Here is a 15129-nt window from a genome sequence, read left to right as displayed (position 1 = left end):
CGGTCGGCGAGGTCGAAGACGTCGTGGATGTCGTGGCTGATCAGGAAGATGCCGATGCCGTCCTTCTTCAGCTGCTGGATGAGTTCGCCAACCTGGGCGGTTTCCTGCGGACCGAGTGCTGCCGTCGGTTCGTCCATGATCAGGATCTGGGCGTCGAAGAGGATGGCGCGGGCGATTGCCACCGACTGGCGCTGACCACCGGAGAGTGCCTTGACCGGCTCCTTGAAGCGCTGGAAGTTGGGGTTCAAGCGCCCCATGACTTCACGCGCCTTGGCTTCCATCGCGACGTCATCAAGCGTGCCCCAGGCGGTGCGCAGCTCGCGGCCGAGATAGAGGTTGGCGGCGGCATCGACGTTATCGGCGACGGCAAGCGTCTGATAGATCGTCTCGATGCCGTATTTCTTGGCGTCGCGCGGGTTGTTGATGTCGGCGAAATCGCCACGGACCAGGATGTCGCCGTTGTCGCGCTTGTAGGCGCCGGAGAGGATCTTGATCAGGGTCGACTTGCCGGCACCGTTATGGCCGAGCAGGGCCACGACTTCTCCCGGGAAGAGATCGATCGAGGCATCATCGACGGCGTGAATGCCGCCGAAGGAGATGGAAACGTTGCGCATTTCCACGAGGGGGGTACGATTTTCCGACATGAGTTCAACTCCCCTTACTTCGCACGGGCGCGGTAGACGGTGTCGAGCCAGACCGCGACGACGAGCACGATACCGATGACGATGCTCTGGAGCGGTGTGTCGAGACCGAGCAGAACCATGCCCGAATTCAGTGATTGCATGACGATGGCGCCGAGCATGGCACCGGCGATGGTGCCGACGCCGCCGGCAAGCGAGGTGCCGCCGATGACGGCAGCCGCAATGGTGTAGAGCTCGTCGAGCGTGCCCTGGGCGTTTGTCGCAGCGTTGAGGCGGGCGGTCGAGATGGCAGCGGCGATGGCGCAGAGTGCCCCCATCAGCGCGAACATCTTGACGGTGACCCACTTGACCTTGATGCCGGCAAGTTCAGCCGCTTCCGGGTTGCCGCCGATTGCGAAGACATAGCGGCCAAAGCGGGTGCGGTTGGTGATGAAGGCCATGACCATGGCGATGCCGATGGCAATGAGAACGGGAACGGCAATGCCGAGACCGATCTGCAGACCACCTTCGGGCCAGGCGATGCCGTTGGCTTCCGCATATTTGCGGGCAAGGTTGACCGGCATGTAATAGGTGTTGGCGACATAGACGGCGCCGAGAATGGCAGCACAACCGGCAGCGACAAGGAAATATTCGGCCCAGACCGGGCGCAGCGGAAAGCCGAAGCGGCGGCGCTGCTTGCGGGTGTTGAGGATCGACAGCACGATCATCAGGCAGGCGACGAGGCCGACGATCCAGCTGGCGGTCACGCCGATCGAGCCATCCGCACCGCCGCCCATCAGGCGGTAGGTGGTGTCCATGGGGGCAACGGTTGCACCCGAGGTGACGAGCCAGGCGGCACCGCGCCAGACGAGAAGACCGCCCAGCGTGACGATGAAGGCGGGCACGCCGAGGAAGGCGATGATGGCACCCTGGAAGGCGCCGATGGCGGCACCCAGCGCGATGCCGGCGGAGAGCGCGATGATCCACATCATCGGATGTTCAAAGCCGATGATCGGCGGCAGGATGCGCGCCTGAAGAACCGCCATGATCATGCCGACAAAGCCGAGAATGGAGCCGACCGACAGATCGATGTTGCGGGTCACGATGACCAGTACCATGCCGGTTGCCATGACAGACACCGATGCGGCCTGGACCGAAAGGTTCCACAGGTTGCGCGAGGTGAGGAACAGGCCTCCGGACAGGAGGTCGAAGCCAACCCAGATGATGCCAAGCGCGATCACCATCCCTAAGAGGCGGGTGTCGATCTCGGTTGCTTGAAAGAAGCGTTTTACCGCTGAAACATTGGACGCCCTCGCGCCCATCGACGACGTGGCTATGCTGTTATCGGCCATTACGAATTGTCTCCCCAGTCGTAGTGCGGCTTGCGATCGAGGCCCACGCTTCATCCAAGCGAAGGGCTGCCGGGCGGATCCGGCCTGCGGGTCGAGGCATTTTTTTGGGTTTGCCAAGCCTTGAAGCCTTGCTGCAAAACCACCGGCGCCTTGAAAGGCCTGCCGATTTTGGCATTCCTGCCTTCGACCAGTCGAAACGCCGCAGCGCAAAAGGCTGCGGCGTTCCGGCTCAAGCTCTTGAGTGCGTTATCCAGTCAGATCAGTTGCAGGCAGCAACCGAACCAGCGGCAACGCCCTGGCAGGCCTCTTCCTTGGAAATCCAGCCAGCGTCGATAACGACGTTGAGGTTTTCCTTGGTGATCGGCAGCGGGTTGATGAAGTAGGAGTTCATTTCGGTGCCCTTCGGGCCGCCGGAGAACTTAACCGTGCCTTCGATTTCGCCCATGGCCTTGCCAGCTGCGAGTTCGTTGGCGATTTCAGCAGCCTTCTTGCCGAGTTCGCGGCTGTCCTTCCAGACAGACACGGTCTGCGTGCCGAGAGCAACGCGGTTGAGAGCAGCCTTGTCGCCGTCCTGGCCGGAGACCGGAACGGAACCGGCAAGACCCTGGGCTTCGAGCGCTGCGACAACACCGCCGGCCATGCCGTCGTTGGACGATACGACGGCATCGACCTTGTTGTTGTTGGCGGTCAGGAACTGCTCCATGTTCTTCTGGGCAGCTTCCGGCTTCCAGCCGTCGGTATAGGCTTCGCCGACATTCTTGATCTTGCCGCCGTCCATGGCTTCCTTCAGGACTTCAACCTGACCGGAATAGAGGAAGTCGGAGTTCGGGTCGGTCGAGGCGCCCTTGATGAAGACGTAGTTGCCTTCCGGCTTTGCCTTCAACACTTCGCGGGCCTGCATGCGGCCGACTTCCTTGTTGTCGAAGGTGATGTAGTAGGCATCCGGGTTTTCGATCAGGCGGTCGTAACCGACGACCGGAATGCCTTCAGCGGTGGCCTTTTCGATGGCCGGGCCGATGGCTTCCGAATCCTGGGCCAGAACGATGAGGGCGTTTGCGCCCTGTGCGATCAGGCTTTCGATGTCGGTGAGCTGCTTGGCAGCCGAAGTCTGAGCGTCAGCGGAAATGTACTTGTTGCCGGCGGCTTCAAGCGCTGCCTTGATGGCGGCTTCGTCGGTCTTCCAACGCTCTTCCTGGAAGTTCGACCAGGAAACGCCAACCGTCAGGCCTTCGGCGCTGGCGACAGAATGCAGGCTTACGATGACGGCAGTTGCTGCCATCAGCTTCAAAACGGATTTCATTTGTAACCTCCCAAGGTGAAAGCGGATCGCCGGAAGTACCTCCCTGCCGACGCCCCGCCTGAAAACTGCCCTGCCCCATGGAACCCCGTCCAATGGTTTTTCTCGACAGTCGAGAAAATAACTGTCAGATGTTTCGAACGCTGTCAACACGGGCTGAGGAGTGCTTGAAAAGACAGCGACCAAATGCTTTGGGAGGAGCATGCGGTGGATCAAAACAAACCGGGCGAAAAGCCCCCGATGACGACGGGCGCGAAAGCGAGCACGGAGGCCGTTCGTCAGCAAAACAATGGATTGGTGCTGAAAGCGCTTCGGCGCGACGGCCCGCTGGCGCATACCGATATCTCAGCCTTAACAGGGCTTTCGTCTGCCACCGTTTCCGCCATCACCGGCATGCTGGAAAAGGGCAGCTTGATCGAGCGGCGGGAAGTGGCAAGTGCTGGCGGACGCGGACGGCCGCGTGTGCTCTTTGCCCGCCGTGCCGATGCCGCCCATGTCATCGCTGTCAGAATTTCCTCCCATGCCGTGCAATATTCGCTGGCGGATTTTCGCGGCACGATGATCGACCGCATCGAGGAGGCCCGCGATCAGGGGCCGGCCTCTGCCCGGCAGTTTCTTGAGGGGTTCACGTCAGCGCTTAACCGGCTGATTGCCCGCTCCCGCCTGCCGGCCAGCGCCATTTCCATCGTGTCGATCAGCAGCAAGGGGCTGGCCGACCGCGAGGGCGCGAGACTGTCCTGGTCGCCCGTCTTCGGCTACGAGCCGCTTGATTTCGAAGCAGCCCTTCAAGGCTTTGGCGAAGCGCGCGTGCATCTCTTCAACGAGAGCCTGCTTGTGACCCATGCGCTCGCCACGCGTCTGGAAAAGACACGCGGTACGCCGCTTGCCTCGCTTGCCACGCTCTCGCTTGGCCATTCCATCGGGCTGGGGGTGGCGCTGCGCGACCGGCATGGCGAGCTTGATGTGCGCGCCCCAAATTTCGGCCATATGCTGCATGCCGATGACGGCAAGCTCTGTCGCTGCGGCGCTTACGGCTGCATCGAGGCATCCGCCGGCTTTTACGGCATTCTGCGCATGGCTTTTGAAGTGCCGCCGGACACGATCCCGGCGCAATTCGTGCCGCTTGCCGAGATGGAAAAGATTGCGGGCCGCGCAAGACAAGGCCACCGTGCCTCGCAATATGCCTTTCGTCAGGCGGGGCTGGCGCTTGGCGAGGGCCTGTCGCGGCTGTTGAGCCTGGCTGAAGAAACCATGCCGATTGCCATCACCGGGCCCGGCACGCGCTTCATGGATCTTCTGCAGCGGGGGATCGACGAGGGGCTGAAGCAATCCTTGCATGTGAAGGTGCGCGGCGCGCCCGAAATCCTGATCATCACGGAGGAGGAAACGCTGGTGTTCGAGGGCCATGTGGACCGGGCGCTGACGAAGATCGAACAGGGGCTGGGGGGATGAGGTGGGGCCAGAGCCTCAATCAGCAGGTTTCGCCCACAGGGTCCACAAGGCCGGGCGCTGAACCGCTTTTCCGAGCCCGGCAAGGTAGAGACCGCGAACTGCGCGCAGTGCCGCCCATAGGGCCACCCAATAGCCGAGATTGAAGAACAGGATGCCGCGCATTCGCCAATGCGATGCGGCCAGGGCCTCTTCGGGCGGAAAACCGAAGACCACCACGAGAAATGCGAGAAAAAGGACGCAGCCCAGAATCAGGGCGACCGTCGTTGTCTGATACTGGAAGCCAGCGTGGCTCCGCTCCACCGGATCGGCAGAGGCCCTGTTTCGTGACGCACGAACATGGGCCGCGATCAACAAGGGCCAGAACAACAATCCGAACAGAAGGAAGGCATAGGTGCGGACCGTGGCGGCTTGCCCGGCACTCTTGGTGGTGATCTCAGTTTGCGACATGCATTCCTCCATTGATTGCAGATATTGCGTAAAGCCTACAGCCATGAGGTGCAATCCATCACATGCGCCGGGATGTATTCTTGATGAACAACCGGTAGCAAAAGACAGGTGCTGTCGTGCGATCTTCCATATGAGAATGGCAGATGAGCGTGCACAATCCGCGTATGCCTCAAGGCCCACTAGACACTGGCGATGACACCCCCCGACCTGACGCTGTCTCCCTGGTGCGAGAAACTTGATGCAGCGCGGATGAGGCGGCCAATCCGCGAGAGGCCGAAGATCTCGACCACCATCCGGCTTGACCAGGACGTGATCAAGGACTTGCGGCGCGAGGGGCCGGGTTGGCAATCGCGGATCAACGCTGCTTTGAGGGAATGGCTGAGATCGAAGACTTAAGAACGCTGCCGCCTCGAAAGCGCCCTTGACGCGGGCAGACTGCCCCGGTTGCCGGCCCTCTGCGAAGGCTGCGGGGTTCCGCAGCCTTCGTGCTTCACATTCTCTGATCCAGGCTAAGGCCTTGCCTTGCTTAGGATTGCGGCGGGACGAACTCGGTTTCGATCAGGAGGTCGACATCCTCGCCGAGCGCGGGAACGGCAAAGCCCAGGCCCCAATCCGTGCGATGGACCACGCCGGTGGCGGAAAAGCCGAGGCGGGGTTTCTTGTCCATCGGGTGCTCGGCAACCGAACCGTTGAAGCGCACATCCAGGCTTGCCGGATGCGTTTCGCCGCGGAAGGTCAGATCACCAGTGACAGTTGCCTGCCCCTCCCCCGTCACCTTGATCCGGCGGCTTTTGAAGGTGATCGGCTTTGCCGCGAGGAAATCCTCACCGCGACCGATCTTGCCGTCGAAATCCTCTTTCTCCGGAAACGGGAAGTCCGTCTGCACCGAGAGCGGATCGATGGTGACCGTCAGGTCCGAGGTCTCCGGCTTCTCGGCGTTCCAGTCGAGGCGTGCCTCGACCCCGGTGAAGCGGGCTGTGTAGCTGGAAAGGCCAAAATGGCTGATCTTCCAGGTGAGGCTGGTATGGGCAGGATCCGTCACATAGACCCCGGTCGGTGCAGCTGCGTCCTGGGCGGCCAGAACAAGCGGAACCGGGGCGAGAAGAAAAAAAGCAAGTGCGAGCCTATGCATCTTCGTCTCCTCACGCGGCGAGTTTCAGCCGGCCGGCGAGATCGCCGAAGGCTTTCGGATTGAGCGACGGACGCACGGCAAATTCGATGACGGCATCGAAGATTTCCGGCGGTGCGCCCTTTTGCATGGCGCCCAGCATCTGCGCCCGCTCCAGCGGGTTCATCGCCGGGATCATGATGCGCATGAAGGCCATGTTCTTTTCCGGCGACAGCGAGGAGACGATGTTGAGCTCGATCACCGAGAGTTCGTCATCAGTGAAGCGGTTCCACAGCGCCCGGGCCGTGACCGTTTCCTCCTCGTGCATATGGGCAAGGTCTTCCGCCAGATAAGCGGCGAAGGCGATATAGAGCCTGCGGCCCGAAGCGCGGCGATGCATGGGCCAGGCGGTTTCGACACCGCGGGCAAGGGCTTCGAGCTGGTCGAAGGCCTCGCGGTGGTCATCATGCTGGTGATCGACGGTGTCGGTTGCCACGCCGCGCGCGGCAAGGGCTCCATGGATATGCGCGTCCTCATGGCCGACATGGGAGGCGGCCAGCATCAGATAGGTGCGCAGCAAAGCGAGCACTTCCTCTGTGTCTTCGGCCTGATCGAAATCGGTCGAGCCGAGCCGGACCAGCAAGTCGCAACCGGCCTTGCGCAGGCCCTTGTGGACGGCACCGTAGAGATCGTAGCGTCCGTTCAGATCCGGGATCGCGGTGATGGATGGATGGCTATGCGTCATGATCTTTTCCCTCTCGTTTGCCCGCCGGAACACTGGTCCGGCGCGAATGAGAGCGGGATAAACCAGGCCTGAAACAAGTGCTTCCTAAATCCCTCCTAAGCACACGGCCCGATTGCTAAGACTTTCCTAAGCTTTTATCTTCGGCGATGTTTCAGGAGGACGGGCATTGCTGGCAGCAGAAGTCGCCGCATTCATCGAGGGGCAGATGATGATCCTGGTCGCAACCCGCGATGAGGGTCACCGGCCGATGATCGGGCGCGGGTCTGGCGCGCGGTATGATCGGGCGACGGGCCTCGTGCATGTGCTGGTGTCGCAAAGCCAGTGGCCTCTGGCGGTGGCAGAGGCCCTGCCCGGCCGGCCGATCGCCACCACTTTCGTTCAGCCCGACAATTATCGCTCCTTTCAGATCAAAGGCGTGATCACCGGCAGCGGAGCGGCAGATGGCACGGCGGCGGCCTGGGGCCGCCACTATGTCGAGGCACAGCTTGCCCTGATGACCCGGCTCGGGGTGACACGGCTGCAGCTATCGAGCACGCTCAGCGACTGGGATCTCTGGCATATCACGTTTCGCCCAAGTGACATCTTCGAGCAGACGCCGGGGCCCGGTGCCGGACGGCGCTTTCAGGCGGTGGCGGAGGATGTGGCGTGATCCCGCTTGGTCGTATCCGCGACAGTTTCGAAGGCGTCATTCCCTCGGTCATAGCCACGACTGATGCAGACGGGCTGCCGAATATCTCCTACCTCAGCCATGTGCATATCGTCGATGACAGCCATGTGGCGCTGTCCAACCAGTTCCTGTCGAAGACGGCCGTCAATGTCGCGGCCAATGGGCTGGCGACGGTGATGGTGGTCGACGGGCTGACCGGCGCCCAGCATATTCTCGACCTGACATTCGAGCGCTCGGAGACGGAAGGACCGCTGTTCGAGCGGCTTTCGGCGCATCTCTCCATCCTCGAACAGGGCATGGCCGGGATCATGCGGCTGAAGGCTGCCGACATCTACCGGGTGCTCGACTGCAAGGCGGTGCCAACGCCGCACCCGCTGGAGGCCGCACCGCCGGTGGAGCTGCCGGACCTGATCGAGCCGACAGCTGAGCTATCGCGTCTGCTGGCGGAAGCGGGCGATACGGAAAGCCTGCTCGACACCACGCTCGACGGGCTTGCCCGGCTGTTTGGCATTCGCCACGCCATGGTGCTGGTGCCGGATGATAGCGGCAAGCGGATGATCACCATTGCAAGTGCCGGCTACGACCGCTTCGGCTTTGGCGCCGAAGTGGCCTTCGGCGACGGTGTGATCGGCATTTCGGCGGCAACCCGGCAGACGGTTCGGATCACCGATCTCAGCCGCGGGCGGCGCTATATGGAGGCCGTGCGCGAAATGGCGGGGCTTGAGCGAGCGGTGCGGATTCCGCTTCCCGCGCTTGACGTGCCGTTCAGCCAGATCGCGCTGCCGCTGATCGTGCAAGGACGGCTGGTCGGTCTGCTATTTGCCGAATCCGAACAGCGTTTCGCCTTTCGCCATCGCGACGAGCAGGCGCTGGGGCTGATCTCAGGACAGCTTGCCCAGGCCCTTGTGCTGGCCGAACAGGAGCGTGAACGACCGGACACGCGCGCGATCATGCCGACTGCCCCGCCGACACATGTTCAGTCGGACGGCGCGTTCCAGCTGCGGTTTTATCCGCGTGACGGCGCGCTTTTCCTCGGTGACGACTACCTGATCCGGGGCGTGCCGGGGCGGTTGCTGAAGCACCTGATCGAAGCCTATCTCAAGACGGGCAAGCAGGAATTCCTCAACCGGGAAATCCGCCGCGAGGCAAGCCTGATGCTGCCCGACATCAAGGACAATCTGGAAACACGACTGATCCTCCTGCGCCGCCGGCTCTCGGAAAAAGGCGGCCCGATCAGGATTTTCAGCCTTGAGCGCGGGCGGCTGAGACTGGAGATCGACGGCACGCCGGAGCTTGTCATCGTCGAGACGTGAGGATCGGGCAAGGATTGAGCGGCGCTCAGTTGCGCGACGCCCTCCTCTTCGGCTCATCCGTCCGTTTCAGCCGCGATCCCGTAAAGTCGCGGAACGACCTGCGGACTGCCGAAGTCATCAAAGCAGCCAGAACCTGGCTTGCGCAGCCGGGGCTTGATCGACCGCGGGATGCTCGACTATCGAGTGGAAAACGGGGCGTCGCGGGGGCGATTCGCCAATGGTCGCGCAGGCGCCATCCAAGACGACGACGCGGGCGAAAGGGGACTGAGACTTGATTCTGCTTTACATCTACATGGGAATTTCCGGGCTGGCGCTGGGGCTTGCCGGCCTCATGGAATATCAGGGTTTGAAGCAGGAGGTTTCCGGCGCAAACGGCTTCATCTGGACCATGATCCTCATCCTGATGTTCGGCGGGCTGCTGCTGACGGCGCTGATCGACTGGATCTTCGTCGGCTTCGGTACGGCCGTCAAAGTGCTGCTCTTCGGTGCCGGATGGCTGGCCGCTGCGGGTTTTGCCAGCCTGTGCCTGATGATGCTGGGATCGAAGCGGTGAACTTCATCATCGCCCTGCTGCGGCTTGTCGGGGCCGCCTTCGTGCTCGCCCTTCTGCTGGCCTGGCTGAAAGACGGCAATGCGGAAATTGCGCGCACATTGCCCTGGACGCTCTATCCATTTGGCGGAGGCCTGGTGGCCGCGCGCAGCATTCTCGACTGGGAAGGCAACCAGACGAGCCGGTATTTCGCCCTCGGTGCGGCCCGCATTGCCGCGTTCTTCGCCATCGTTGCGACGACCCATTACGGCTTTCCGCATTCCGTTACGGCCGTGGCCATTGCCTTCGTTGCCATGCTGGCCGTGGCCCGCTATCCGCTGCAGACCTGACGCCCTACCGCGCGGCACGCCGGCCCGGACAGGGAAACGACCGCGCCAGACTGGCGCGGCCGTCAGAGGTCAGCTTCCGTCACGCGCCTTGCGGGCGAACTCGTTCAGCGCCGCAAAGGTCTGGTCGAAGCGGTTCTCGGCCTCTGCCTTGCGCTGGAAGTTGACGCGCTCGACGAGGATTTCGGCAGGCGTAGGCTTGGTCGCAAAGAGATCCATGACCTCGTCGATGAAATCCTTAAGCGGCAGATAGGCTTCGCGGCTGGACTGGCCGGGGGTCAACTCCGTCTGGACGGCCGGAGGGGCAAGCTCGATCACCTCGACCTTGCCGGACAAGGCGTCGCGCAGGCTGACCGTGTAGCTGTGGAGAGCGGCCTTGGTGGCCGAATAGGTCGGCGCCATGACCAGCGGCACGAAGGCAAGACCGGAGCTGACATTGACGATGGCTGCATTGTCGCGACCGCTCAGATGATCGACCAGGGCATTGGTGAGCCGGATGGGTCCAAGCAGGTTGGTGGTGATCTGGGCTTCGGCGTCGCTGAGGTCGCGGCGACGATCGAGCCCGGCCTCCATGCGCATGATGCCGGCATTGTTGAAGACCACGTTGAGGTCGGGGAAATCGGCGATCAAGCTTGCGGCGAAGGCCTCGATCGCGGCCGGATTTTCCATATCCACGCTGCGGGCATGCATATTCGCCCGGTCGCCAATCACGGCGCGCAGCGTTTCCATGCGGCGACCGGCGATGATGACGGTGTTGCCGAGATCGTGGAAACGGTGGGCAAGTTCGGCGCCGATGCCGGAGCCGCCGCCAGTGATGAGGATGGTGTTGCCAGTCATATGCATTTGGGGAAACCTCTTTGGTGTTGTGCTTGCCCAAACTAGAGATCATACTCTCTTTTCCAAAGTAGGCACCGAAAAGATTTATACGCACCAAAAGGAGAGTGTCTGATGAGCAAGGCTTCCGAGCGGAAATTCAGGGATCCGGATCTAGCCCTGCATGGTCGCGACACGATTCCCGAGGTGGTTGATCCCGCGCTTGAGGCGCTGGTGCAGGACATTATCGGCAAGGTGGCCGACAAGTGGACGCTGCTGATCCTCGAGGCCCTGGAGGAGCATGGCACGCTGCGGTTCACCCAGCTGGGCCGGGTGGTTTCCGGCATCAGCCAGAAGATGTTGACGCAAACCGTGCGGCGCATGGAGGAAGACGGGCTGGTGAAGCGCACCGTGCATCCGGTCATTCCGCCCCATGTGGATTATGCGCTGACGCCGCTCGGGCACAGCCTGGGCGAGGCCTTTTGCGGCGTTTGGAAATGGGCCGAGAAACACCATGACGAGATCATGCGCGCCCGCCAGGCCTTTGCGGCAGCCGGGCGCACGGTGTGAGGCTGAGACCTTCAGCCGTCTGCCGTTGGTCAGGCGGTGGTGCGGGCCGCGCTGTCGCGGGGCGGATGGGCGGCGGCTGCATTTGCCCATCGACGGCTTGGCCGCGCTGAGGCATAGGACTGTTCGACACACTCGGAACGGTCCCAGGCGAGAAGCGCTCCCCTCACCCGGCGGAGCCGACACGCGCGCGGACCGGACGTGACAGCGATGGAGAGACTGCGATTATCAAGATTATGGTATTGCTGCATGCAGCAGATGGGCTGGAATGGCAGGCGCCGCCGAAGGGCACGAGCCTGAAGACGCTGAGTGAAGCCGAAGCCATGGGCTTCATCATGATCCGCGGCGAGTTTCAGAAGCGCCAGTTCCGCCTGACCGGGCTCGGCTTCGACCATGTGGAACGCGACCGCCGGCGGCTGGAGGCGCGCCGAAAGGATTGAGGATCGGGGATTAGGGATCGGGATGTGGGCGCGGTGCGCGCAATCAATGACCTTGTCCAGTCCCTGAAACCCGCCCGGAAGGCCCAAGCGGGTCTCAGCTTGATCTTTTCCGATCCGTTTAGAACTTCACGGTGTAGTTCGAGCGCAGCCACACCGACGGGTCCTGCCCTTCAGTGGTCGCGTTGACCATGAAGGAGGCGGTGCCGCTGCCGAGATCGACTTCGGCGCCCACGCCGCCGCGCAGCCAGAGCTGCTTCAACTCCGCACCGTCAATGCTGAAATCGCTGATGCCGGTCAGCGTGCCCGTGGTGGCCGTTGCCTGATCCTCGAACTGGTAGCTCACTTCCGTCTTGGCCAGAAGGCGGACCGTCTCGCTCATCGGGTGGACGAAATCTGCGCCGAGGCGGGCGATTGTGGAGTGATCGCTGGCCTCGTCATAGCTGACCGGGAAGGAGCCGCCCTCTTCCGTATAGGCATCCACCGTGGTGCGGGCATAGGAGAGGCCGATGTAAGGGGTGATATCGGTATTGGCCACATTCGCCGCATTCAGCCAGTCGAGCCGGATCTTTGCGGCCCATGTATCGGCATCGGTGCTGCCATCGGAACTGTCCCTTATGGTTCCGTTCATGTAGCCGCGCGACGTGTCGATATTGGTGCGGCCGACATAGCCGCCCAGGGTGAGATAGAGGTTCGAGCCGAGATCGGCGGTGACCTCCGGCGAGAGGAAGAAGCCGCTCTGCTTCACCCAGCCGCCGGCATCCAGATCCTGATCGGAATAGGTGCCGCCGACCGAAATGCGGGCCGTCACAGCATCGGTGATACCGTAGCCCAGGCCGAATTCGCCGAGCGCAAGCCCGCCCTTGGAGATATCCGTGTTGTCGTAGCCGCCATCAACCGTGCCCCAGACAGCGCGTTCCCCCGCGCCCAGCCGGTTGCGCATGGGATTGCCCTGCGCGCCGAACATCACGGTATTGGCGCTGGAGACGCTGTTTTGCACGGTGCTTGATGCAGCCTGAACGACCGTCGGATAGAATTCGGATTCGGTGATCACGCCGCTGATGTCGCCAACGCGGGCGATATAGATGTCATCGTCCTGGGTGGCGCCCATGACGACATTGCCGTTGTCGGAAATGAACTCGGCATTGTAGCTAACAAAATCGGGGGTAACGCCGGCCTCGGCGAGCCATTCTTCGATGGACTGCATGCCGGTTTCCTCGGACCAGCGGAATCCCTGCTGAACATAGCCATCCGTGGAGGAATAACCGACGACATAAGCCCCGTCTGCGCTAACCGCTTTAGCTTCGGATTCAGCAGACCCGCCCGGCTCAGGTGCATAAAGCACGCCGAGGTTTGTCAGTGTCCCCTGACCTGTCGCGTCCACGGCATAGCGATATGCGTAGATCGGGGCCACACCACCATTCGGATCGGACATGTAACCGCCTCCGACCAAGACGGCGCCATTGGCTGACATATCGCTCAGGACCATGCTTTGGCCGACCTCGAGGGCGCCGATATCCGCCATGCCGCCGTCTTTTGTCCAGCGGAAGACCTGATAGGGCCCATTCAGTTGGCTGCCCACGCCGGCTACAACCGAACCATCCGTGCTGACGAGCGAAGAATAGGAGTATTGATAGAGGGTATCAATATCGGTGACCGCATTGAGCTTCGTATCCCAGATCATCGCATGCGACTGGTTATCAGCCAGGCGCTCCAGCGAGCCGACAGCGAAACGTCCATCCGGCGTGCGGTCAATCAGGTTTGTGCCCAGATAAACGCCGGGGTCCGTCGGCGTGAAGGTGAAGACACCATTTTTCCAGATGAAGGACTGCAATATACCGCCGCGCTGCGTGAAGCCGAAGGCGCTACCATCATTCCCGACCCCGTTGATGCCGGAGAGGCCATCCGTATCAGAATCGACAATCTGGTACTGACCGTTCTTCCAGATGAAATCGACGTATTTTCCGGCGCGCTCATCAAAGTAACTGCCGATGACATAGGTGCCGTCGCGGCTTAGACCGTAGGCTTCCAGATCGCTTGCACCAGCAGGCGGCGCCAGCGTGATCGTCTTGGCGCCGAGGTTGGAAACCAGGCGATACGACCTCATTGCGTCGCCTGTATCGGGATCATAGGTCGTCACGGATTCCAGATAGACCGAACCGCTCGCATTCATGTCGAGAAGCGATTTTGACGACAGATTGTCGGCATGAGCCGTGCCCAAGCCGGCAACCAACACCAAAGGAAAAAGGGAAATCAAACCGTTCCGGGTCTTGCTGTTCATTTGAAACATGCCTTCAATATCCGCATCTTCGACCTGCCGTCTCCGCAGATCGCGCCATCACATCGGGGGCATGGCGCGTCGCAGGCGCACGATGTGATTCAACTCTGGTTTGAGTTTAGCGATGATGACCGATATCGAGAACGTCCAAAACTGGTCCTTTTCCTCTTCTGGTTGAAACCCGCCTCTCATCCCCCGGAGGATGGAAGCGGGTCTGCAGTGTCCATCAGAAGACAGCCCTTACCGGGCAAAGCGCTTTGCGCCGGCCACGCACAGGATCACCGCCAGCGTCACGGTCAGCATGCCCCAGGTGACGGTTTCGTTCAGCAGGCTGGCGGCAAGGGCGAGGCCGAAGAAGGGCTGGAGGAGTTGCAGCTGGCCGACGGCGGCGATGCCGCCTTGCGAAAGGCCGCGATACCAGAAAACGAAGCCGATCAGCATGCTGAACAGCGAGACATAGGCGAGCCCGAGGAAGGCCGGTGCTTCGATGCCGGCAAAGCTTTCCGGCATGGTGAGGAGGCTGATCAGCAGCATGAGCGGCAAAGCGAGCACCAGCGCCCAGCAAATCACCTGCCATCCGCCAAGCGTGCGCGACAGCTTGCCGCCTTCGGCATAACCGAGGCCACAGGCGATGATCGCGGCGAGCATCAGGAGGTCGCCCTTCGGCGATGCGGTCAGGCCTTGAATCAGGGCATAGCCGACGACAAGCGCGCTACCGGCCACAGAAAACAGCCAGAAGGCGGGTTTTGGTCTTTCGCCGCCCCGGATCACGCCAAAAATGGCCGTCATCAGCGGCAGGAGGCCGACAAAGACAATCGAATGAGCCGAGGTGACGTGCTGGAGCGCAAGCGCGGTGAGCAGCGGAAAGCCGATGACGACGCCGGCCGCGACGATGGCGAGCGAGACAAGTTGCGGGCCCGTCGGCCGCTTCTGCTTGAGCGCCAGCAAAAGGACAAGTGCGAGGATGCCGGCGATGGTGGCGCGTGCGACGGTGAGGAAGACCGGATCGAACTGCATCACCGCAACGCGGGTGGCCGGCAGCGAGCCGCTGAAAATCAGCACGCCGACCAGGCCATTGATCCAGCCGGCCGTTGTCCGGTTCATCCTCTTGTTCACGGGCTGCGCCCCCACATCTGCCATAGTCATTTTCAATGCCC

The 15129-nt window shown here is 61.9% G+C and carries 17 protein-coding genes; 8 read left to right on the top strand and 9 right to left on the bottom strand.

Annotation, left to right across the window (positions count from 1 at the left end; all coding sequences use genetic code 11):
• The 3 genes from IP76_RS03585 to xylF form a co-directional block, all read right to left on the bottom strand.
• A partial coding sequence (locus IP76_RS03585; RefSeq protein WP_054156829.1) for an ATP-binding cassette domain-containing protein occupies positions 1 to 644 on the bottom strand: 644 nt, incomplete at its 3' end.
• Positions 645 to 658: 14 nt separating this feature from the next.
• Positions 659 to 1972 carry a sugar ABC transporter permease gene (locus IP76_RS03580; protein ID WP_054156788.1) on the bottom strand — a complete coding sequence of 438 codons (1314 nt, stop codon included), beginning with the start codon at positions 1970 to 1972 and terminating at the stop codon, positions 659 to 661.
• Positions 1973 to 2231: 259 nt separating this feature from the next.
• Entirely contained in the window at positions 2232 to 3272 is a 1041-nt protein-coding gene (gene xylF / locus IP76_RS03575; protein ID WP_054156787.1) for a D-xylose ABC transporter substrate-binding protein, read from the bottom strand.
• Between the two features lie 237 nt (positions 3273 to 3509).
• Here xylF and IP76_RS03570 point away from each other — a divergent pair, with 237 nt between their 5' ends.
• Positions 3510 to 4721, top strand: coding sequence for an ROK family protein (locus IP76_RS03570; protein WP_054156828.1), 1212 nt, complete (start codon positions 3510 to 3512; stop codon positions 4719 to 4721).
• Between the two features lie 15 nt (positions 4722 to 4736).
• On the opposite strand, the gene IP76_RS03565 is transcribed toward IP76_RS03570, so the two are convergent.
• A complete protein-coding gene (locus tag IP76_RS03565; RefSeq protein WP_054156786.1) occupies positions 4737 to 5168 on the bottom strand; it encodes a hypothetical protein in 432 nt (143 codons plus the stop codon).
• A 192-nt stretch (positions 5169 to 5360) separates the two neighbouring features.
• On the opposite strand from IP76_RS03565, the gene IP76_RS03560 reads away from it, so the two are divergent.
• Positions 5361 to 5564, top strand: coding sequence for a BrnA antitoxin family protein (locus IP76_RS03560; RefSeq protein ID WP_054156785.1), 204 nt, complete (start codon positions 5361 to 5363; stop codon positions 5562 to 5564).
• A gap of 130 nt (positions 5565 to 5694) precedes the next feature.
• Here IP76_RS03560 and IP76_RS03555 read toward each other — a convergent pair whose 3' ends face one another.
• On the bottom strand, positions 5695 to 6300 hold the full coding sequence (locus IP76_RS03555) for a YceI family protein (protein WP_054156784.1): 606 nt from the start codon (positions 6298 to 6300) through the stop codon (positions 5695 to 5697).
• A gap of 10 nt (positions 6301 to 6310) precedes the next feature.
• Positions 6311 to 7021 carry a hypothetical protein gene (locus IP76_RS03550; RefSeq protein WP_054156783.1) on the bottom strand — a complete coding sequence of 237 codons (711 nt, stop codon included), beginning with the start codon at positions 7019 to 7021 and terminating at the stop codon, positions 6311 to 6313.
• Positions 7022 to 7187: 166 nt separating this feature from the next.
• Here IP76_RS03550 and IP76_RS03545 point away from each other — a divergent pair, with 166 nt between their 5' ends.
• From IP76_RS03545 to IP76_RS03530, 4 genes are all read left to right on the top strand, one after another.
• Complete coding sequence (locus IP76_RS03545; RefSeq protein ID WP_054156782.1) at positions 7188 to 7670, top strand: hypothetical protein; 483 nt, start codon at positions 7188 to 7190, stop codon at positions 7668 to 7670.
• Entirely contained in the window at positions 7667 to 9001 is a 1335-nt protein-coding gene (locus tag IP76_RS03540) for a GAF domain-containing protein (protein ID WP_054156781.1), read from the top strand. The genes IP76_RS03545 and IP76_RS03540 overlap by 4 nt, the downstream gene beginning before the upstream one ends.
• Before the next feature lie 271 nt (positions 9002 to 9272).
• Complete coding sequence (locus tag IP76_RS03535) at positions 9273 to 9554, top strand: hypothetical protein (RefSeq protein ID WP_054156780.1); 282 nt, start codon at positions 9273 to 9275, stop codon at positions 9552 to 9554.
• A complete protein-coding gene (locus IP76_RS03530) occupies positions 9551 to 9880 on the top strand; it encodes a hypothetical protein (RefSeq protein ID WP_054156779.1) in 330 nt (109 codons plus the stop codon). Before IP76_RS03535 ends, IP76_RS03530 begins: the two co-directional genes overlap by 4 nt.
• Positions 9881 to 9949: 69 nt before the next feature.
• Here the strand turns inward: IP76_RS03530 and IP76_RS03525 are convergent, their stop codons facing one another.
• The gene (locus tag IP76_RS03525) at positions 9950 to 10720 is read right to left on the bottom strand and encodes an SDR family oxidoreductase (RefSeq protein WP_054156778.1); all 771 of its coding nucleotides are present in this window, start codon (positions 10718 to 10720) and stop codon (positions 9950 to 9952) included.
• A 105-nt stretch (positions 10721 to 10825) separates the two neighbouring features.
• On the opposite strand from IP76_RS03525, the gene IP76_RS03520 reads away from it, so the two are divergent.
• A complete protein-coding gene (locus IP76_RS03520) occupies positions 10826 to 11260 on the top strand; it encodes a helix-turn-helix domain-containing protein (protein WP_082352387.1) in 435 nt (144 codons plus the stop codon).
• A 233-nt stretch (positions 11261 to 11493) separates the two neighbouring features.
• Positions 11494 to 11697 (top strand): hypothetical protein, encoded by a 204-nt coding sequence (locus IP76_RS03515; RefSeq protein ID WP_054156777.1) that lies wholly within the window; start codon positions 11494 to 11496, stop codon positions 11695 to 11697.
• Positions 11698 to 11815: 118 nt separating this feature from the next.
• Here the strand turns inward: IP76_RS03515 and IP76_RS03510 are convergent, their stop codons facing one another.
• Together IP76_RS03510 and IP76_RS03505 are read right to left on the bottom strand one after the other, a co-directional pair.
• Entirely contained in the window at positions 11816 to 13975 is a 2160-nt protein-coding gene (locus tag IP76_RS03510) for an autotransporter domain-containing protein (RefSeq protein ID WP_054156776.1), read from the bottom strand.
• A 237-nt stretch (positions 13976 to 14212) separates the two neighbouring features.
• Positions 14213 to 15076, bottom strand: coding sequence for a DMT family transporter (locus IP76_RS03505; protein ID WP_054156826.1), 864 nt, complete (start codon positions 15074 to 15076; stop codon positions 14213 to 14215).
• Between the last annotated feature and the right edge of the window lie 53 nt (positions 15077 to 15129).

Source organism: Rhizobium sp. AAP43, assembly GCF_001296045.1.
GTDB lineage: Bacteria > Pseudomonadota > Alphaproteobacteria > Rhizobiales > Rhizobiaceae > Allorhizobium.
This window is presented reverse-complemented; position numbering and strand designations above follow the sequence as displayed.